We start from the raw sequence: 18284 nt of genomic DNA, 5'->3' as shown, positions 1-18284 counted from the left end.
TCCGGCGTTGCTGGCCGGCGTCTCGACCATTGTCCGGCCGGTAATCGAGGAGGCACCAGCGTCATGACGGCACCGTTCAAGCACGCATCCTGGGGATTGAGTCTGGCCCTGCTCCTGATGGGGACAGGCCACAGCGATGCGGTGCAGGCGGGGTCCTCGGCGCAGATGCGCGTAGGCCTGACCCTCGTGGCGCCCGAGGAGGCGCAACGCCCCCTGCCCGCCCCGGGCGAGCTGGACTTTCCCGCCTCGCCCCACGCGGTGTTGTGCGACAGCCAGAACCGCGGCTACCGCGAGTGCCGCACGCCGTTCCGTGGGCCGGTGAAACTGGCGCGCGAAACCGCCGCCACGCGCTGCGTGGAGAACCGAAACTGGGGTTGGCACGAAGGCGCGGTGTGGGTGGACGACGGCTGCGGCGCCGTGTTCATGCGCGAGGACAGCTGACGTCTTCGAGGCTCCGGCGCGCTACCGGGCTGCTTCTCAGGGCTTCGACGCAGGCGTCTCGGTCTTCTTCTCGGCCGGCTTGGCCTCGGTCGTGGTGCTGGTGGATGAAGACGCACCGTCGCCGGCCAGGTTCCGCTTCTTGTCGCCGTCCTTCTTGAAATCCGTCTCGTACCAGCCGCCGCCGGCCAGGCGGAACTGCGGCGCGGTCAGCTGACGACGCACCTGCGGCTGATGGCAGACGGGGCATTCCGCCGGATCGGCGTCCGACAGCTTCTGCAGACGGTCGAAGGTGTGGCCGCAGGCGGCGCACTCGAAGGCGTAGATCGGCATGGCACGGGAGTATCGCGAAAGGCAGGCGGGCATTCTGGCGGCAAACCGGGCCATTTCAAGGCGCGCGCCGGTTCAGGAAGGCGGATGCGCCGTTCCGCCGGACCGGAAACCGGGCCGGCGGGGTAGCGAAGGGGCACTCCGGCGACGTTGAAGGCCGCGCCCGACACCGCACTACACTTCGCCCTCCCCCGCCGGAGCTTCACGCATGAGCGAACCAAGCACGGACGAGCTGCGCGTCTATCGCATCGACGCCTTCACCGCACAGCGCGGACAAGGCAATGCCGCCGGCGTGGTCACCAACGCGCGCGACCTCGACGAGACAGGCATGCAGGCCATCGCGCACCGGCTCGGCTATTCGGAGACGGCGTTCGTGCTGCCGGCGCGTGGCGACGATCACGACCTGCACATCCGCTACTTCACGCCCTCGGTCGAAGTGCCGGTGTGCGGGCACGCGACCATCGGCGCGCACTACGCGCTGGCGCTGGAAGGCGCCGCGCCCGGTGTGCGTCGCCAACTCACCGGCGCGGGCATCCAGCGCGTGGAGACCATGCAGGGCGACGACGGCATCGTGATCCGCATGCAGCAGAATCCACCCATCTTCGCCGAGCCGCTGGCGCCGCCGCTGGTGCGCGAACTCGCTGACGCGCTGGGGCTGGAGATCGACGAACTCGATGCACGCGCGCCCGTGCAGTTCGTCAGTACCGGCCACGGCAAGCTGCTCGTTCCAGTCCGCCATCGCGCACGACTGCGTGCGCTGCGCCCGGACATGCCGCGCCTGGCCGCGCTCGACGAACGCGCCGGCACGCGTGGCTACTTCGTCTTCACCCTCGATGTGGACGCGGACGACGACGCGCGCACGCACGGCCGCATGTTCGCGCCCGGCATTGGCATCGAGGAGGATCCAGTGACGGGGAATGCGAACGGCCCACTCGGTGCCTACCTCGTGCGACACGGCCTGATCGCGACCGATGCCCCGCGGGTGCGCTTTCGCGCGCGGCAGCAGACGGGCGCCGGGCTGGGCGGCTTCCTCGATGTGGAGGTCGACGTGGAGCACGGCGAACCGGTCGCGGTCACGATCGAGGGCCGCGCAGTGATGGGCGAGCGTATCGGGCAGGACCTCGTGGCCTCGCCCGATCCGGCGTGAGCGTTCCCTCGCCCTACGCCTCGTACAGCGCCAGCAGCGCTTCTTCCGCTTCCGCGAGCTGCGCCGCGACGCGCTCGCGCTGCTTCGCCAGTTCCACGGCATCGGTGCCGCCGCCGGCGTAGCGGTCGGGGTCGGCCAGGTCCATGTCGAGTGTGTGCAGTTTCGATTCCAGCTCGGCCACGCGCGCCTCCGCCTGCGAAAGCTTGTGCGCGTTGACCTTCGACGCCTTGGCGGCGGTCTTCGGTGCCGGCGCGGCGGCAACGGGAGCCTTGGCCTTTTCCGAGCTGGTATCGCGCGTGCGCAGCCACACGGCGTAGGCGTCCAGATCGCCGTCGAACGGCTGGGCGACGCCGTCGGCCACGCGCCAGAACGTGTCGCAGACCAGGCCGATGAGGTGTCGATCGTGCGACACCAGCACGATCGCGCCGTCGAAATCCGCCAGCGCCTCGGCCAGCGCCTCGCGCATGTCCAGGTCGAGGTGGTTGGTCGGTTCGTCCAGCAGCAGTACGTTGGGCTTGCGCCAGGCGATCAGCGCCAGCGCCAGGCGCGCGCGTTCGCCGCCGGAGAAGCCGTCGACCGATTCGAACGCGCGATCGCCCGGGAAATTCCACTTGCCCAGGAAGTCGCGCAGCGGCTGCGAACCCACGCCCGGCGCGATATCGCCCAGGTGATCGATCGGGCTGCGACCTTCCTGCAGCGATTCAACCGTGTGCTGGGCGAAGTAACCGATGCGCAGGTCGGGATGGCCGCCGCGTTCGCCGGTGAGCAGAGGCAGCTCACCGACCAGCGACTTCACCAGCGTGGACTTGCCGGCGCCGTTGGGGCCCAGCAGCGCGACGCGGTCGCCGGCTTCCAGCACGAAGCGGACGTTGTCGAGCACGGTGTGGTCGCCGTAACCGCAGTCGGCGTCGTTCAGGCGCAGCAGCGCGTGCGGCAGCTTGTCCGGCGCGGGGAACTCGATTCGCAGCGCGCGCTCCACGCGCACGGCCTCGGTGTTGGCCATCTTGGCCAGTCGCTTGACGCGCGACTGCGCCTGCTTGGCCTTGGCCGCGCTGGCGCTGAAGCGGTCGATGAACTTCTGCAGGTGCGCACGCTCGGCCTGCACCTTCTCGTGGGTGATCTGCTGCAGACGCAGATGCTCGGCGCGCTGGCGCTCGAACGCGGTGTAATCACCCGTGTAGAGCTTGCCCTTGCCGTCGTGCAGGTGAAGCGTGTGCGTGGTGACCTCGTCGAGGAACTCGCGGTCGTGCGAGATCAGCAGCAGCGTGCCGGGATACTTCAGCAGCCACTGTTCGAGCCACAGCACGGCATCGAGGTCGAGGTGGTTGGTGGGTTCGTCGAGCAGCAACAGGTCCGACGGCGTCATCAGCGCGCGTGCCAGGTTCAGGCGAACGCGCCAGCCGCCGGAGAATTCCTTGACCGCGCGCTCGTGCGTGTCCGGCGAGAAGCCCAGGCCGTGCATCAGCTTGCCGGCGCGCGCGGTGGCGTCGTAGCCACCCAGCTCTTCCAGGCGGTGATGCGCCTCGGCCACGGCTTCCCAGTCCTCGCGATGCATCGCTTCGCGCTCGGCGACGATGGCCGCGTGCACGGCAGCATCGCCCGACAGCACGAAGTCCAGCGCAGGCTCGTCCAGCGCGGGCGTTTCCTGTGCGACGCTGGCGATGCGCACGCGCGCGGGGATGTCGACATCGCCCTGGTCGGCCTCCACCTCGCCCTGCAGCGCCGCGAACAGCGACGATTTGCCGGTGCCGTTGCGGCCGATCACACCCACGCGCCATCCGGCATGCAGGGCAAGGTCGACATTGGACAGCAGCAGGCGCTCGCCGCGGCGAAGGGCGAAATTACGGAACGAAATCACGTCGGATCCGGGAAAACGGCAAAACGGGTCGCGTAGTCTATCGGTTCGGACGCCCTGACCCGCGGTTTACGCGTCCTGACGCAATCTGGCGCGAGCGGCCCGTGAACCAGCTCCAGGGGTTGCGTCGCCCACCCTCGGCCCACATCCTGAACAGGATCACCTTCTGGAGAGCCGATGCATCACACGTCCCTGATCGCAATCCTGGTGGCCGGCTTCGTGCTGGCTTTCATCTTCGGCGCCCTTGCCCAGAAGCTCCGGCTGTCGCCGTTGGTGGGTTATCTGCTGGCCGGCGTGATCGCCGGACCCTTCACACCCGGATTCGTCGGGGATCAGACGCTCGCGCCGCAGCTGGCCGAGATCGGTGTGATCCTGTTGATGTTCGGCGTCGGCCTGCACTTCTCGCTGCGCGACCTGCTCGACGTGAAGGCCATCGCCTTGCCCGGCGCGGTCGCGCAGATTGCGCTGGCCACGGCACTGGGCTGGGGCCTGGCGCTGCTGCTGGGCTGGTCGCACGGCGCGGGTCTGGTGTTCGGCCTGTCGCTCTCGGTGGCCAGCACCGTGGTGCTGCTGCGCGCACTGGAAGAACGGCGCCTGGTCGAGACCGGCCGCGGTCGCATCGCGGTGGGTTGGCTGATCGTCGAGGATCTGGCGATGGTGCTGGCGCTGGTGCTGCTGCCCGCGCTGGCGGGCCTGCTCGGTGGCGGCGGCAAGGAAAGCAGCGCGGTGGAAGTGTGGGAAGCGCTGTTCAAGACGCTGGCCAAGGTCGGCGCGTTCGTCGCGGTGATGCTGATCGTCGGCCGTCGCGTGATCCCGTGGATCCTCGAACGCGTCGCCGGCACCGGCTCGCGCGAACTGTTCACGCTGTGCGTGCTGGCCATCGCGCTGGGCGTTGCGTTCGGGTCTGCGGCGATGTTCGACGTGTCCTTCGCGCTGGGCGCGTTCTTCGCCGGGATGCTGCTCAACGAATCCGAGTTCAGCCATCAGGCCGCCACCGAGACGCTGCCGCTGCGCGATGCGTTCGCGGTGCTGTTCTTCGTCTCGGTCGGCATGCTGTTCGATCCGAGCATCCTGCTGCACCGCCCGCTGGAAGTGCTGGCGACGTTCCTGATCATCGTCTTCGGCAAGTCGATCGCCGCCTACGCGATCGTGCGAGCGTTCGGAAAAGCCAACAGCACCGCGTTGCTGATCTCGGCCAGCCTGGCGCAGATCGGCGAGTTCTCCTTCATCCTCGCCGGCCTGGGCGTGAGCCTGGAGATCCTGCCCAAGGCGGGCCAGGACCTGATCCTCGCCGGCGCGCTGCTGTCGATCATCGTCAATCCGCTGCTGTTCGCCTGGCTCGACCGGCGCGAGGCACGCGAGAAGGCCAACCGTGCGCCGGAACCCGAGGAACACATCTACCCGCCGATTCCGCCGGAGCTGCGCGACCACGTGATCCAGATCGGCTACGGCCGCGTCGGCAGCGAGCTGGGACGCCTGCTGAAGGAGCACGGCGTGGGCCTGGTGGTCATCGATGGCGAGGACGACCTGGTCGATCGCGCACGCGCGGCCGGCATTCCCGCGATCCGTGGCAATGCCGCCAACGAACGCGTGCTGCGCGAGGCCGCGCCAGAGCGTGCGCACACGGTGATGCTGGCCATCCCCAACGCGCTGGAAGCCGGCGAGATCATCGCCAAGCTGCGCGAGATCAACCCGGCGCTGACCATCGTGGCGCGCGCGCACAGCGACGCCGAGGTGAAGCATCTGCTCGAACACGGCGCCGACGGCGCGGTCATGGCCGAACGCGAACTGGCCCACAGCCTGGCCGAAATGGTGATGGCCACACCGCTGTACCGCGGCTCGCGCCACCTGCCCCCGGCCACGGCCTGAACCCGACGATCCCGACATGACCGAAACCGCCCCCGGCACCGACCCGCTCCTGGACGCCATGCAGGCGCGCATCGTCGCCAGCCTGGTCGAGAAGGAAGCGACCACGCCCGACACCTATCCGCTCACGCTCAACGCCATCGTGCTGGCCTGCAACCAGAAGACCTCGCGCGAACCGGTGATGCAGCTGGAGCCCGGCGCGGTGGGCCACGCGCTTCGCCAACTGGAAGGACGCGGCTGGGTGAAGTCGCAACACGGCAGCCGCGCCGATCGTTACGAGCACCGCTTCGCAACGACGCTGGGCATCACGCGTCCTCAGGCGGCGCTGCTCGCGCTGTTGATGCTGCGCGGGCCACAGACCGTGTACGAACTGCTCACGCGCGCCGACCGCATGGCCAGCTTCAACGGCGCCGAGGACGTGCAGTACGCACTGGAGCGCCTGGCCCAGCGCGAGCCCACGCTGGTGCGTGAACTGCCCCGCCAGAGCGGGCAGCGCGAATCGCGATGGGCGCATCTGCTCAGCGGCGAACCGGAGCTGCCGCCCGCGGACACCGCGCCGGCACGCGCCGTGCCGGCCGCCGCGATGGAAGAACGCATCGCCCTGCTGGAAGCACGCGTGACCGAACTGGAGGCACGCCTTGCCGTCCACACCGACCGGAACGGAAATTCGGACGAACGTTGATCTACGGCTGCGCGCCTTCCGCCTGGAGGCGGCTGCTTGCTACATTCCCTGCCGCACCGCTCCGGGATGCCATCGCTGCCCCGCAGACTGCGGTCGCACTCACAGGGGATGACAACAGTGACAGGGAAACTCTTCAGGGGCGTAATGCTGCTGGTCGCACTGGCGTTCTGCCAGGGCGCCGTCGCGCAGGAAGGCACGGGCACGCTGACGGTGAACGTCGCCCAGTTCACGAGTGAAAAGGAACTGCCCAAGAAGGTCGACAAGCAGCTGCGCAACGGCGGCCTGGAATGGGGCATCAAGGACGACCTGCTGGTGTTCACCACGGTCGCCAAGCAGTTCATCGATCACCCGGTCAATCACATGACCCGCTACAGCCAGTCCGAAACGCTGACGCTCCCGGCCGGCACGTATCGGATCACCGGCATCGGCCTGGAAATGAGCACCGGCTTCAGTGTCCAGAAGATCCTCGACAAGGGCGCGTTCGTGAACCAGGACGTCCTGTCCTTCACCATCGAGCCGGGCAAGACGACCACGCTGAACATCACGCCGGTCATCTACAAGGACGCGACCTTCGCGTTGAACTTCTGGGTGCCGACCCTGATGGCCAGCGTGCAGAACGAGTCCGGCTCGACACCGGCGGTCGCGCTCAACCAGCGTGGCGCATCGTCCATCGCTTGGCCGCAGTATCACGGCCCGCTGAAGTTCGTCGCCAAGTAATCCGCGGCGGAACACTGCTGTACCGCACGGGCCGCCGAAAGGCGGCCCGTCCGTTTTTCCCGTCAGCCCTTGCGGAACACCAGTTGCCCGCCCTGCGCGTCCACCTGCACCGTGTCGCCACTGACGAACTCGCCGCCCAGGATCTTCGAAGCCAGCGGATTCTCCAGCTGCTGCTGGATCGCGCGCTTGAGCGGACGCGCGCCGTACACCGGATCGAAACCGACGTTGGCCAGCAGCGCCAGCGCGTCGTCGGACAGCGCGAGCTTGAGGCCACGCTCGCCCATGCGCTTCTCCAGGCCGCTGATCTGGATGCGTGCGATCTGCCGGATCTGCGCCTTGTCCAGCGGATGGAACACGACGATGTCGTCGAGACGGTTGATGAACTCCGGGCGGAAGTGCGACTGCACCACGCCCATCACCGCGCTCTTCATCTGCAGGTAGGCCTGCGGTGAGTCGTCGCCGGACATCTCCTGGATCATCTGGCTGCCCAGGTTGGACGTCATCACGATGACGGTGTTGCGGAAGTCCACCGTGCGTCCCTGGCCGTCGGTCAGGCGACCGTCGTCGAGCACCTGCAGCAGGATGTTGAACACGTCCGGATGCGCCTTCTCGACCTCGTCCAGCAGGATCACGCTGTACGGACGACGACGCACGGCTTCGGTGAGGTAGCCGCCCTCTTCATAACCCACGTAGCCCGGAGGCGCGCCGACCAGGCGGCTCACGGAGTGCTTCTCCATGAACTCGCTCATGTCGATGCGCACCATCGCATCGGAGGAGTCGAACAGGAATTCGGCCAGCGCCTTGCACAGCTCGGTCTTGCCCACGCCGGTCGGGCCGAGGAAGAGGAACGAACCCGAAGGACGGTTGGGATCGGACAGGCCCGCACGCGAGCGACGCACGGCATCGGACACGACCTTGATCGCTTCCTCCTGGCCCACCACGCGCGTGTGCAGCACGTCTTCCATGCGCAGCAGCTTCTCGCGCTCGCCTTCCAGCATCTTGCTGACGGGAATGCCGGTCCAGCGCGCCACGACCTCGGCGATCTCCTCCGCGGTGACCTTGTCCTGCAGCAGCGTGAAGCCCTTGGTTTCGGCTTCCTGCGCGGCCTTCAACTGCTTGTCGAGTTCCGGCAGCGTGCCGTACTGGATCTCGCTCATCTTGGCGAAGTCCTGCCGACGCTGAGCGGCTTCCAGCTCAAGCTTGGCCTGCTCGATCTGCTCCTTGATCTTCGTCGCGCCCTGCAGCGTGGCCTTCTCGGCCTTCCACACTTCTTCCAGGTCGTTGAACTCGCGCTCGAGCTTGGCGATCTCGTCCTCAAGGTCGGCCAGGCGCTGCTTCGACTCGGCGTCCTTCTCCTTCTTCAGCGCCTCGCGCTGGATCTTGAGCTGGATGAGGCGGCGCTCCTTGCGGTCGAGTTCCTCGGGCTTGGAATCGATCTCCATGCGGATGCGCGAGGCCGCTTCGTCCATCAGGTCGATGGCCTTGTCGGGCAGCTGGCGGTCCGCGATGTAACGGTTCGACAGCGTGGCCGCGGCGACGATCGCCGGATCGGTGATCTCCACGCCGTGGTGCACGGCGTACTTCTCCTTCAGGCCGCGCAGGATGGCGATGGTGTCCTCCACGCTCGGCTCGCCGACGAACACCTTCTGGAAGCGGCGCTCCAGCGCGGCATCCTTCTCGATGTACTGGCGGTATTCGTCCAGCGTCGTCGCGCCGATGCAGTGCAGCTCGCCACGGGCGAGCGCGGGCTTGAGCATGTTGCCCGCGTCCATCGCGCCTTCGGCCTTGCCGGCGCCCACCATGGTGTGCAGCTCGTCGATGAACAGGATGATCTGGCCTTCGTTCTTGGCCAGGTCGTTGAGCACGGCCTTCAGGCGCTCCTCGAATTCGCCGCGGAACTTGGCGCCGGCGATCAGCGCGCCCATGTCGAGCGACAGCACGCGCTTGCCCCGCAGGCCTTCCGGCACTTCGCCATTGATGATGCGCTGGGCGAGCCCTTCGACGATGGCGGTCTTGCCCACGCCCGGCTCGCCGATCAGCACGGGGTTGTTCTTGGTGCGGCGCTGCAGCACCTGGATGGTGCGGCGGATTTCCTCGTCGCGCCCGATGACCGGATCGAGCTTGCCGTTCTCCGCGCGTGCGGTGAGGTCGATGGTGTACTTCTCCAGCGCCTGACGCTGGTCTTCCGCATTCTCGGACTGCACGCTCTCGCCTCCGCGGACCTTGTCGATGGCCGCTTCCAGTTTCTGTTTGTTGGCGCCGGCAGCCTTGAGCGCGCGGCCGAGTTCGCCGTTGTCGTCCAGCGCGGCCAGCACGAACAGCTCGCTGGCGATGAAGGCATCGTTGCGCTGCTGGGCCAGCTTGTCGGTGACGTTGAGCAGGCGCGCCAGGTCGTTGCCCACGCTGATCTGCCCTGCCTGGCCGGTGACCTTGGGCAGCTTCTCCAGCGCTTCGCCCAGGCGTTCGCGCAGCAGCGGCACGTTGACGCCGGCCTGCGACAGCAACGGTCGCGTGCTGCCGCCGCTCTGTTCGAGCAGCGCGGTCATCAGATGCACCGGTTCGATGACGTTGTGGTCGCGCCCGATGGCCAGCGACTGCGCGTCGGCCAACGCCTGCTGGAAGCGCGAGGTGAGTTTGTCCATCCGCATGGGAAGTCCCTCTGAATTGGTGGCGGCCCGTGTTGCGGCCGCAATGCGCACCAGATGCGGCCCGCCGGGGGCCAATTCAAGCGGGTTGGGAGACGTCCACCTGATGCTGACACAGGCGTGTTCACAATGCGTGCATGCCTGCCCACCTTCCCGCGCCACCGGCGATCACGCCCGACTGGGCCCTGTTCCTGGACGTCGACGGCACCCTGCTGGACTTCGCCGATGCGCCGGGCGATGTGCTGGTGCAGCCGGAGTTGATCGACGTGCTGGCTGTCCTGCACGGACGGCTGGACGGAGCGCTGGCCCTGGTGAGCGGACGCACGCTGGTACAGCTGGACGAACTGTTCGCACCGTTGCACCTGCCGGCTGCGGGCCTGCATGGGCTGGAGCGCCGCGACGACGGCCACATCAGCCGTGACGCGCGCCCGCCCGCGCTCGATGGCGTGCTGGCTGCCGCACGTTCGCTGGCCGCGAAATTCCCGGGTGCGCGCATCGAAGACAAGGGAGTTGCGGTCGCGCTGCACTGGCGCGGCGCACCGGCCGCGGAAGAGCCGCTGCGCGAATTCGCCAGTTCGGCGCTGATCGACCTGCCGGGCTACCACCTGCAACCCGGAAACAACGTCCTCGAACTGCGTCCGGACGGCGCGCACAAGGGCGAGGCCGTGGTGGACCTGCTCGCCCTGCCGCCGTTCAAGGGGCGTCGCCCGGTGTTCGTGGGCGATGACCTCACCGACGAGCATGCCTTCACCGCAGTCGCCAGCCATGGTGGGTTCGGCGTTCTCGTGGGCCCGCGCCAACCCACCGCCGCGCGTTACGCGTTGCACGATCCCGCCGCGGTACGCGCGTGGCTGGAGGAGGGCCTGTCGCTGGCCTGACGCACGCACGCGCACCCATCGGTCGATCCAGATGGGGCCGATCCAGGAGTACGGATGACTTCCACTGCAACCCTTCCCGCCAACCTCGACCTGGGGATCATCGGAAACGGCAGCGTCGCGGCGCTGGTCGACGCCCGCGCACGCATCGTCTGGGGTTGCGTCCCCGCCTTCGACGGCGATCCGACCTTCTGCGCCCTGCTGTCGCCGGGCGTCCACGAAGGCGGCGACTTCGCGATCGAGCTGGAGAACTTCGCGTCCTCCGAGCAGGAATACATCACCAACACCGCGATGCTGCGCACCGTACTGCGCGACCTGCACGGCGGTGCGGTGGAGGTCGTGGATTTCGCACCGCGCTGGCACCAGAACGATCGCTTCTACCGACCGGTGATGTTGATGCGCCGTTTGCGCCCGCTTGCCGGCACGCCGCGCATCCGCATCCGGCTGCGTCCGCTGGGCGACTACGGCGCGGTCAAGCCGGAAACCACCTGGGGAAGCAACCATATCCGTTACCTCATTCCGGACTTCACGCTGCGTCTGACCAGCGACGTGCCCGTGCGGGTGATTCGCGACGCCCTGCCCTTCGTGCTGGACCGAGATGCGCACCTGGTGCTGGGCCCGGACGAAACGCTCACCCAGTCGGTCGCGGGGTTCGTGCGCAACGCCGAGGAACAGACCCACACGTACTGGCGCAACTGGGTCCGCAACCTGTCGATCCCGCTGGAATGGCAGGACGCGGTGATCCGCAGCGCGATCACGCTGAAGCTGTGCCAGTACGACGAGACCGGCGCGATCGTGGCCGCGATCACCACCTCGATTCCCGAAGCACCGCACACGGTGCGCAACTGGGACTACCGGTACTGCTGGCTGCGCGACTCGGCCTTCGTGGTACGCGCGCTCAATCGGTTGGGCGCCACGCGCACCATGGAGGAATACCTGCGCTATGTCGCCAACGTCGCCTCGACCAATGGCGAGCTTCAGCCGCTGTACGGCATCGGCTACGAACGCCAGCTGGCGGAATCGGAAGTGGAATCGCTGGCCGGCTATCGCGGCATGGGCCCGGTGCGGCGCGGCAACCTGGCCTGGCTGCAGAAGCAGCACGACGTGTACGGCAGCGTGGTGCTCGCTTCCACGCAGCTGTTCTTCGACCAGCGCCTGACGCGCGTCGGCGACGCTTCGATCTTCGCGCGGCTGGAGCCCGTGGGCGAGCTGGCCTACGCCCTGCACGACAAGCCCGACGCCGGCCTGTGGGAATTCCGCGGGCGCGAGGAAGTGCACACCTATTCGAGCGTGATGTGCTGGGCCGCGTGCGACCGTCTGGCCCGGATCGCGGTGCACCTGCGCATGGCGCCGCAGGTGAAGCTGTGGCGGGAGCGCGCCGATGAAGTGCACGCGCGGATCATCGAGCACGCCTACAACGAGGACCTGGGCCACTTCGTCGAAGCGCTCGACGGCAATCGCCTGGACGCCTCGCTGCTGCTGCTGGCCGACCTGGGCTTCGTGAAACCGGACGACCCGCGCTTCGTGCGCACCGTTGAGGCGATAGGCCAGCACCTGCGACGCGGCGATGCGCTGTTCCGCTACATCGCTCCCGACGACTTCGGCGCGCCGGAAACCAGCTTCACCATCTGCACGTTCTGGTACATCGACGCGCTCGCCGCGATCGGCCGGCATGAGGAGGCGCGTGCGCTGTTCGAACGCATCCTCACGCGTCGCAATCCGCTGGGACTGCTCTCGGAAGACCTGGAGTTCGACGGCGGCGAGGCCTGGGGCAACTTCCCGCAGACGTACTCGCATGTGGGCCTGATCAACGCCGCGATGCGCCTGTCGCGCCCGTGGCAGGACGCGGCATGAGCGCTGCGGTGCGTGGAGCGACGGCATGAGCCGGCTGGTGGTGGTGTCCAACCGCGTGGCCCTTCCGGGTCTGAGCAGCGCCGGCGGACTGGCGGTTGCGCTGCAGGCGGCACTGGAGGAAACCGGCGGGCTGTGGTTCGGCTGGAGCGGACGCATCGACGCGCAGGAGTCGGGCCACCTGCACGAAGTGGATGCCGGCAACATCCGCTACGTCACGATGGACCTGTCCAAGCGCGACCACGACGACTACTACAACGGCTTCGCCAACCGCACGCTGTGGCCCCTGCTGCACTTCCGCGTCGACCTGGTCGACTACAGCCGTGTCACCTACGCCGCGTACCGTCGCGTCAATGCGCTGTTCGCGGAAAAACTGGCACCCATGTTGCGACCAGATGACATCGTCTGGGTGCACGACTATCACCTCATTCCGATGGCGAAGCTGCTGCGCGAGCTGGGCGTTTCGTGCCGGCTGGGCTTTTTCCTGCACGTGCCGATGCCGTCCTCGGACCTGCTCGCCGCGTTGCCGCAACATGAGCGCCTGTTCGAAGGGTTGTCGTCCTACGACCTGATCGGCTTCCAGACCGAGCGCGACCTCGAGCGCTTCCAGGACTACGTGCGTCTGTTCGGCCGCGGCCGCGTCATTTCGCATGGCGTGCTGGAAACGCACAAGGGCAAGCGCCTGCGCGCCGGTGCGTTCCCCATCAGCATCGACACGGCGCATATCGAGGCGCAGGCCGCCGCTGCGGTGAACAAAGCGGGCGTGAAGCGGCTGGCGACGAGCCTGTCCGGGCGCGCACTGGGCATCGGCGTGGACCGGCTGGATTACTCCAAAGGTCTACCGGAGCGTTTCCGCGCGTTCGGCCGCTTCCTCAAGCGCCATCCGAACCACCGCGGCAAGCTGACCTATCTGCAGATCGCGCCCGTCTCGCGGGGCGAAGTGCTCGAGTACCAGAACCTGCGCAGCGAACTGGAGCAGCTGTCGGGCCATATCAACGGGGCGCACGCCGAACCCGACTGGACACCGGTGCGCTACGTCAATCGCAACTACCCGCATCCCACGCTGACCGGCTTCTACCGCCTGGCGCGCGTGGGCCTGGTCACGCCGCTGCGCGATGGCATGAACCTGGTGGCCAAGGAATTCGTCGCCGCGCAGGACCCGCAGGATCCCGGCGTGCTGGTGCTGTCCAGCTTCGCCGGCGCCGCGCGCGAACTGGACGCGGCGTTGCTGGTGAATCCCTACGACCTGGACGGCGTGGCCGACGCGCTGGCGGCGGCCATGGAAATGCCCCTGGCCGAACGCCGGGAACGCTGGGAAACGATGATCGCCCTGCTGCGCCGCGATGACATCACGGCGTGGCGCAGGAGATACCTCGCCGCATTGCGGGAACCGTCCGCAGACGCGTGATCACACGCGCGCGGTCGGCTGCAGGATCTCAACCCAGTAGCCGTCGGGGTCCTTGATGAAGGCGATGTCCTTCATGCGGCCGTCGGTGAGGCGCTTCTGGAACGCGACGCCCAACGCCTCGAAACGCGCGCACGCGGCCTCCACGTCGGGCACCGATACGCAGATGTGGCCGAAGCCGCGCGGCTCGCTGTTGCCGTCGTGATAGGCGAAAGCCGGATCGGATTCGGTCCCGTGGTTGTGCGTGAGTTCCAGCACGCCGCGCTGCGAGAGCAGCCACTGGCCACGTGCGGGCTCTTCCGCGGGGATCTGCGTGGGGTCGTCCACCAGCACCAGGAAGTAGAGGCTGAATTTCGCCTCGTCGAAATCGCGCCGGCGCACCAGCGTGAAGCCCAGCACGCGCGTGTAGAAGTCCAGCGACTTCGCCACGTCCTTGACGCGCAGCATGGTGTGGTTGAAGACGAAACCGAGGGTGGTCGGATCGCGGTCGGCGGCCACGCCTGGGTTGGCGTTGAGCTGGGTCTGCAGGGACATCGTCGTGCTCGTCTGGGGGTTATCCAATCAGGATGCGGCCGTTCGCGCGCAGATCAATCCGCGGCATCGGGTTCCACGCGGGTGCCGGCAGGATCGGCATGGCGCTGCAGCGAGAGCAGGCCCAGCAGCAGCGCCAGCGCCACGTACGCGCCCGCGAACTGCCCCATGATCGCGCGCGCAAGGCCTTCCAGATGCCACGGCAGGTAGATGCTGCCGCGCGGATCCACCGAATGGATGAAGCCGAACAGCGTCAGTACCGCGCCGATGAGCAGGATCGCCGCCGCACGACGGAAACGCTGGTCGATCATCGCCACCAGCGCACTGGACCAGATCATCGCGGTGATGATGAAGCCGTTGCCGAGCGTGACGATGGTGGCCAGGTCGGGCAGCCCGTGACTGTCGACGCCGCTGTACAGCGCGGCGAAACGGGCCGGATCGATCCATGCCGGATTGCCCACCTTGATCACCAGCAGGTAGGCGATGGACGGCAGGAACGCCAGCGCCACCGCCAACGCGTGACGGCGCGGGCTTTCGTGGAAGGCCTGCACGGTGATGTCCATGCCGACGTAGACGATGATCGGCGCCAGCACCGCGATCGGCAACCACTGCACCAGACCCGATACGTACCCGAACACGCCGCCCAGTCCGATGAAAAGACCGGTGAGCAACGTGTAGCCCATGCGCGCGCCCATGTGCTTGTAGGCGGGCTGGCCGATGTAGGGCGTGGTCTGCGCGACACCGCCGCACAGACCGGCGACCAGCGTCGACACGGCCTCGGCGAGCAGCACGTCGCGCGTGCGGTAGTCGTCACCGGCTGCGCGCGCGCTCTCGCTGACGTTGATGCCGCCCACCACCATCAGCAGGCCGAACGGCAGCAGCAGCGGCAGGTACGGCACGGTGTAGCGCAGGCCATCGACGAAGCCCAGCGTGGGCAGCGGCAGCGTGAAACGCAGCGGCGCGGGATTGGGCAGCTGGAAGCCCGGGGTACCCAGCCCCGCCATTCCCAGGCCGTAGTACAGAACGGTGCCGACGATAAAGGCCAGCAGCACGCCCGGCAGGCGAATCGGCAGCTTGCCCTTCGCCACCAGCACGTACATCAGCAGGCCGAAGGTGACGAAACCCACCACCGGCGAGCGCAGCGTTTCGATCAACGGGAGAAAACCCAGCAGCGCCAGCGCGGCACCGCCGATGGAACCCAGCAGCGCCGCGCGCGGCACGGCGCGCGTGATCGCATCGCCGAAGAACGACAGCACCAGCTTCAGCGTGCCCATCACCATCAGCGAGGCCATGCCGAGTTGCCAGGTCGCGGTGGCCGCGGCCTGCTCGTCCATGCCCTGCTGCTTGAATGCGACGAACGCGGGACCCAGCACCAGCAACGCCATGCCGATGCTGGTCGGCGCGTCCAGGCCAAGCGGCATCGCGGTGACATCGTCGCGCCCGCTGCGCTGCGCCAGTCGCCGCGCCATCGCGGTGTAGATGAGGTTGCCCACCAGCACGCCGAGCGCGGTGCCGGGGAACATCCGCGTGAACACCACGTCGGCCGGGAACTGGAAGATGCCGATCAGCGCGGCGGAGATGAAGCCGAGGATGGACAGGTTGTCCACCACCAGGCCGAAGAATCCGTTGATGTCGCCGGCAACGAACCAGCGGCGGTGCGGGGTTGCGGTCATCGACCGGTCTCCGGGAAGGCGTGATTGAGGGCGGGGACGCGACATCGCGCGTCCGGCGGGAGCGTAGCGCAGCGCGGCCGGCGCGGTCAGCGCCCGGTGCGGGCCGCTGTGTTGCGCGCACGGCTCAGAACGACACCTCGACCGGTTGCCGCGCCCACAGCACGGACTCGTGCCCGGTCGCGCGCTTCCACGCCGAGCGGATCGCATCGATGTCGACGCGGCGCGCGGCGGTGTCCTCATGCAGCACCACGAGCACCTTGCAGCGCTGCCGCACGAGGCGATCGCCGTCGCGGAAGCGCCACTGGCCGTAGCCGTCGAGCACGGTCAGGCCATCGGGAAAGCGCGGCGTGACCTGTGCATCGAGGAATGCGCGCCAGTGCGCGTCGTCGATGATGCCGGTTCCGTCCTCGTTGCCGACGGCGAAATACAGCTCGCTGCGGATCCAGGCCTGCGCCTGCGCCGGACGCGCGGCATCGCCGTGCATGGCCGACGACGCATCCGGAACGCTCACGCAACCGCCCAGCGACAGCGCCGCCGCGAGAACGAACACCAGTGCTTCACGCGCCGTCATGGCAGGAAGCGCGCCGCCTGCGCAGGCGATGGAACCATGCAAATGTCGTGACGGCCGAACCAGCGGTAGCGGTTGCGCGCGGCCCACCGATACAACCGATCGCGCAGCGCACGCGGGAAGATCGCGATCACCGCGGCAGGTACGGCCCATACGCCGCCCAGCCCCCACAGCACCCGGCCGATGGCCTCGGTATCGGTGAATGCCCGCGTGCCATTCACCAGCAGGAACGACACGGGATCGTCCGGATCCAGGCCGTGTGCGGCGAGCAGCGCGCGGCCGCTCTCGCCCTGCATGGCGGCGAAGCGGTAGCGGCCGTGGCGGTCGTGGCGCAGCAGGAAGCGCACCCACCCGTTGCACAGCACGCACAAGCCGTCGAAGACGATGGTGGCGTTCGCCTCACCCGACATCGAGCCACCCCCGGTAGTGCACCAGCAGGCCCACGCCAGGCAGACGCGCGGCGACATCGAACCGGTAACGCCCCTCGCGCTCGTACTCGCGCGCGCTCACGCCGGTGAACCACCCACGCGGTAGCGGCACGCCCAGCGCACGTACGCGCGCGACGTGCCAGATCACGGCCCGTCCCGCGGCAAGCGGCTCGACCGTCAGGCGGAACGCGAAGGTCAGCAGGCCCAACCGTTCGCACAGGTGACCATCGCGCACCCACAGTCGCGAACGCATCGCACGCCCGGCGAAATGCCGCGCCCAGCGTTCGCCGTGCGGATCGGTGTGGATGTCCACGTGCAGGGTGCCGCGCCCGGCGCTGGGCAGTCGGGCGCTCCAGCTGCACAGTCGTGAAAGCAGGCCACTGCCGCGCTCCACTTCCACCTTGCCGTGGTAACGGTGCTGTCCGGCGCGATCGTGCAGCGTGCGCACCGACGTGGGCAGACCATCGAACTGCGCCGCAAGCAGTTGCCGATACAGCGGCTGCGGCGCGGATCCGGTCATGGCGCCGGCTCGATCCAGATCAGTGAGGCCATGCGTCCGCCGCGCTGGTCGCGGCGGTGCGAGAAGAAGCGCTGCGGGTCGGAAATCGTGCACAGACCGCCACCGTGGATGCGTTCGACTGCCACGCCTGCGGCCTGCAGGCGACGACGCGCGAGCGCGTAGAGGTCCACGCGCCAGTGACCGGGGCGGGTGTATGCGAAGGCCGCATCCGCACCGGAATCGCGGGCGACGAAGGCATCACGGACTTCTTCGCCGATCTCGTACGCCTGCGGCCCTGCGGCGGGACCGAGCCAGACGTGCATGCGACCGGAAGCACCGCGCATCGCGGCAAGCGTGTTCTCGAGCACGCCGCCGGCCAGCCCGCGCCAGCCGGCGTGGGCGGCCGCGACTTCGCTGCCGTTCTCGTCGCAGAACAGCACGGGCATGCAATCGGCGGTGAGGATGGCCAGCACCGTGCCCGGCGTGCCGGTCACCGATGCATCGGCTTCGCGCTCGACCCCGCTGGGCGCGTCGAAGCGCGCGACCTCCACGCCATGCACCTGGCGCAACCAGCACGGCGGCGACGGAAGATGCGCGTGTTCGACCAGCAGCGCGCGGTTGCGCTCGACGTCGGCGGCGTCATCGCCCGCGCGCAGGCCCAGATTGAAGTGATCGAACGGCGGCTGCGACACGCCCAGCGCATGGCGCAGCGTGGTGAACGCCCGCACCGTGCGCGGCGCGGGCCATTGCGCGTCCAGCCACGCGACGGCCATG

General features: G+C 68.2%; 17 protein-coding genes. 8 read left to right on the top strand and 9 right to left on the bottom strand.

Translation table 11 applies throughout. The features are described from left to right. The first annotated feature begins 63 nt into the window (after positions 1–63). The gene (locus QLQ15_RS08030) at positions 64–441 is read left to right on the top strand and encodes a DUF3011 domain-containing protein (RefSeq protein ID WP_283212300.1); all 378 of its coding nucleotides are present in this window, start codon (positions 64–66) and stop codon (positions 439–441) included. A gap of 36 nt (positions 442–477) precedes the next feature. Here the strand turns inward: QLQ15_RS08030 and QLQ15_RS08025 are convergent, their stop codons facing one another. After that, on the bottom strand, positions 478–771 hold the full coding sequence (locus QLQ15_RS08025) for an FmdB family zinc ribbon protein (RefSeq protein ID WP_283212299.1): 294 nt from the start codon (positions 769–771) through the stop codon (positions 478–480). Between the two features lie 205 nt (positions 772–976). On the opposite strand from QLQ15_RS08025, the gene QLQ15_RS08020 reads away from it, so the two are divergent. After that, positions 977–1915, top strand: coding sequence for a PhzF family phenazine biosynthesis isomerase (locus tag QLQ15_RS08020; RefSeq protein WP_283212298.1), 939 nt, complete (start codon positions 977–979; stop codon positions 1913–1915). A 13-nt stretch (positions 1916–1928) separates the two neighbouring features. Here QLQ15_RS08020 and QLQ15_RS08015 read toward each other — a convergent pair whose 3' ends face one another. Next, positions 1929–3773, bottom strand: coding sequence for an ABC-F family ATP-binding cassette domain-containing protein (locus QLQ15_RS08015; protein WP_283212297.1), 1845 nt, complete (start codon positions 3771–3773; stop codon positions 1929–1931). Positions 3774–3947: 174 nt separating this feature from the next. Here QLQ15_RS08015 and ybaL point away from each other — a divergent pair, with 174 nt between their 5' ends. From ybaL to QLQ15_RS08000, 3 genes are all read left to right on the top strand, one after another. Further along, positions 3948–5639 (top strand): YbaL family putative K(+) efflux transporter, encoded by a 1692-nt coding sequence (gene ybaL / locus QLQ15_RS08010; protein WP_283212296.1) that lies wholly within the window; start codon positions 3948–3950, stop codon positions 5637–5639. Positions 5640–5655: 16 nt separating this feature from the next. Further along, entirely contained in the window at positions 5656–6318 is a 663-nt protein-coding gene (locus tag QLQ15_RS08005) for a YceH family protein (protein WP_283212295.1), read from the top strand. Positions 6319–6462: 144 nt separating this feature from the next. Beyond that, complete coding sequence (locus tag QLQ15_RS08000) at positions 6463–7035, top strand: hypothetical protein (RefSeq protein WP_283212294.1); 573 nt, start codon at positions 6463–6465, stop codon at positions 7033–7035. A gap of 62 nt (positions 7036–7097) precedes the next feature. Here the strand turns inward: QLQ15_RS08000 and clpB are convergent, their stop codons facing one another. Next, complete coding sequence (clpB, locus tag QLQ15_RS07995) at positions 7098–9683, bottom strand: ATP-dependent chaperone ClpB (protein ID WP_283212293.1); 2586 nt, start codon at positions 9681–9683, stop codon at positions 7098–7100. Between the two features lie 134 nt (positions 9684–9817). Between clpB and otsB the strand changes: the two genes are divergently transcribed. The 3 genes from otsB to otsA are packed head-to-tail and all read left to right on the top strand — an operon-like array spanning position 9818 to position 13814. Further along, positions 9818–10558, top strand: coding sequence for a trehalose-phosphatase (gene otsB / locus QLQ15_RS07990; RefSeq protein ID WP_283212292.1), 741 nt, complete (start codon positions 9818–9820; stop codon positions 10556–10558). A 54-nt stretch (positions 10559–10612) separates the two neighbouring features. Beyond that, on the top strand, positions 10613–12409 hold the full coding sequence (locus tag QLQ15_RS07985) for a glycoside hydrolase family 15 protein (protein ID WP_283212291.1): 1797 nt from the start codon (positions 10613–10615) through the stop codon (positions 12407–12409). Positions 12410–12434: 25 nt separating this feature from the next. Further along, positions 12435–13814: an alpha,alpha-trehalose-phosphate synthase (UDP-forming) gene (gene otsA / locus QLQ15_RS07980; protein WP_283212290.1), complete on the top strand. Its 1380-nt coding sequence runs from the start codon at positions 12435–12437 to the stop codon at positions 13812–13814. On the opposite strand, the gene gloA is transcribed toward otsA, so the two are convergent. The 6 genes from gloA to pgeF form a co-directional block, all read right to left on the bottom strand. Continuing rightward, positions 13815–14345, bottom strand: a complete 531-nt coding sequence (gene gloA, locus QLQ15_RS07975; protein ID WP_283212289.1) for a lactoylglutathione lyase — start codon at positions 14343–14345, stop codon at positions 13815–13817. A gap of 53 nt (positions 14346–14398) precedes the next feature. Continuing rightward, positions 14399–16015, bottom strand: coding sequence for a SulP family inorganic anion transporter (locus tag QLQ15_RS07970; RefSeq protein WP_283212288.1), 1617 nt, complete (start codon positions 16013–16015; stop codon positions 14399–14401). Positions 16016–16139: 124 nt separating this feature from the next. Next, positions 16140–16586, bottom strand: a complete 447-nt coding sequence (locus tag QLQ15_RS07965; protein WP_432277787.1) for a DUF3574 domain-containing protein — start codon at positions 16584–16586, stop codon at positions 16140–16142. After that, on the bottom strand, positions 16583–16993 hold the full coding sequence (locus QLQ15_RS07960; protein ID WP_283212287.1) for a thiol-disulfide oxidoreductase DCC family protein: 411 nt from the start codon (positions 16991–16993) through the stop codon (positions 16583–16585). Before QLQ15_RS07960 ends, QLQ15_RS07965 begins: the two co-directional genes overlap by 4 nt. Next, a complete protein-coding gene (locus QLQ15_RS07955) occupies positions 16983–17531 on the bottom strand; it encodes a DUF4166 domain-containing protein (RefSeq protein WP_283212286.1) in 549 nt (182 codons plus the stop codon). The genes QLQ15_RS07960 and QLQ15_RS07955 overlap by 11 nt, the downstream gene beginning before the upstream one ends. Next, positions 17528–18283 (bottom strand): peptidoglycan editing factor PgeF, encoded by a 756-nt coding sequence (gene pgeF, locus QLQ15_RS07950; RefSeq protein ID WP_283212285.1) that lies wholly within the window; start codon positions 18281–18283, stop codon positions 17528–17530. Before pgeF ends, QLQ15_RS07955 begins: the two co-directional genes overlap by 4 nt. Position 18284 lies beyond the last annotated feature (1 nt).

The sequence above is a fragment of the Lysobacter stagni genome, assembly GCF_030053425.1.
Classification (GTDB): domain Bacteria; phylum Pseudomonadota; class Gammaproteobacteria; order Xanthomonadales; family Xanthomonadaceae; genus Lysobacter_J; species Lysobacter_J stagni.
The sequence above is the reverse complement of the archived record's forward strand: the minus strand, read 5'-3'. Positions and strand labels throughout refer to the sequence as shown.

Excerpts from the sequence above, each read along its gene's own strand:
- QLQ15_RS08005 (WP_283212295.1), top strand. The coding sequence starts at position 5,656 with ATGACCGAAACCGCCCCCGGCACCGACCCGCTCCTGGACGCCATGCAG.
- QLQ15_RS07965 (WP_432277787.1), bottom strand. The coding sequence starts at position 16,586 with ATGACGGCGCGTGAAGCACTGGTGTTCGTTCTCGCGGCGGCGCTGTCG.
- QLQ15_RS07960 (WP_283212287.1), bottom strand. The coding sequence starts at position 16,993 with ATGTCGGGTGAGGCGAACGCCACCATCGTCTTCGACGGCTTGTGCGTG.
- QLQ15_RS08000 (WP_283212294.1), top strand. The coding sequence starts at position 6,463 with ATGCTGCTGGTCGCACTGGCGTTCTGCCAGGGCGCCGTCGCGCAGGAA.
- clpB (WP_283212293.1), bottom strand. The coding sequence starts at position 9,683 with ATGCGGATGGACAAACTCACCTCGCGCTTCCAGCAGGCGTTGGCCGAC.
- ybaL (WP_283212296.1), top strand. The coding sequence starts at position 3,948 with ATGCATCACACGTCCCTGATCGCAATCCTGGTGGCCGGCTTCGTGCTG.
- QLQ15_RS08030 (WP_283212300.1), top strand. The coding sequence starts at position 64 with ATGACGGCACCGTTCAAGCACGCATCCTGGGGATTGAGTCTGGCCCTG.
- QLQ15_RS08025 (WP_283212299.1), bottom strand. The coding sequence starts at position 771 with ATGCCGATCTACGCCTTCGAGTGCGCCGCCTGCGGCCACACCTTCGAC.
- otsA (WP_283212290.1), top strand. The coding sequence starts at position 12,435 with ATGAGCCGGCTGGTGGTGGTGTCCAACCGCGTGGCCCTTCCGGGTCTG.
- gloA (WP_283212289.1), bottom strand. The coding sequence starts at position 14,345 with ATGTCCCTGCAGACCCAGCTCAACGCCAACCCAGGCGTGGCCGCCGAC.
- pgeF (WP_283212285.1), bottom strand. The coding sequence starts at position 18,283 with ATGGCCGTCGCGTGGCTGGACGCGCAATGGCCCGCGCCGCGCACGGTG.
- QLQ15_RS07985 (WP_283212291.1), top strand. The coding sequence starts at position 10,613 with ATGACTTCCACTGCAACCCTTCCCGCCAACCTCGACCTGGGGATCATC.
- QLQ15_RS07970 (WP_283212288.1), bottom strand. The coding sequence starts at position 16,015 with ATGACCGCAACCCCGCACCGCCGCTGGTTCGTTGCCGGCGACATCAAC.
- QLQ15_RS08020 (WP_283212298.1), top strand. The coding sequence starts at position 977 with ATGAGCGAACCAAGCACGGACGAGCTGCGCGTCTATCGCATCGACGCC.
- otsB (WP_283212292.1), top strand. The coding sequence starts at position 9,818 with ATGCCTGCCCACCTTCCCGCGCCACCGGCGATCACGCCCGACTGGGCC.
- QLQ15_RS07955 (WP_283212286.1), bottom strand. The coding sequence starts at position 17,531 with ATGACCGGATCCGCGCCGCAGCCGCTGTATCGGCAACTGCTTGCGGCG.